The sequence below is a fragment of the Paraburkholderia sp. JHI2823 genome (genome assembly GCF_038900695.1).
Classification (GTDB): domain Bacteria; phylum Pseudomonadota; class Gammaproteobacteria; order Burkholderiales; family Burkholderiaceae; genus Paraburkholderia; species Paraburkholderia mimosarum.
Genome location: NZ_JAYMRY010000376.1, coordinates 1 through 290, shown reverse-complemented (window position 1 = coordinate 290; position 290 = coordinate 1). Strand labels below are relative to the sequence as shown.

The 290-nt window shown below is 49.0% G+C and carries 1 rRNA gene; it reads right to left on the bottom strand.

Features of this window, described 5'->3' with window-relative positions:
- A 23S ribosomal RNA gene (locus VSR34_RS39045) occupies nucleotides 1–113 on the bottom strand; the annotation flags it as partial.
- Nucleotides 114–290: the final 177 nt, after the last annotated feature.

The window sequence follows — 290 nt, the reverse complement described above, 5'->3', positions numbered from 1 at the left end:
TATCTGTGGATCAAAGCTTGTTTGCCAGCTCCCCACAGCTTTTCGCAGGCTACCGCGTCCTTCATCGCCTGTGATCGCCAAGGCATCCACCACATGCACTTGTTCGCTTGACCCTATAACGGGTGTGCCTCTTCGGTGATTGCTCACCTCGGGACTCACGCGCTACAGGTTGAGTATTCGTGTTGCGCCGTATTCCAAAGCAATCTTTCGATCACTTAAAAATACATTGATACAATCACAACCCTGATTCACCTACTCCACACCCATCTCTAAGTGTGTTTCAGATGAAT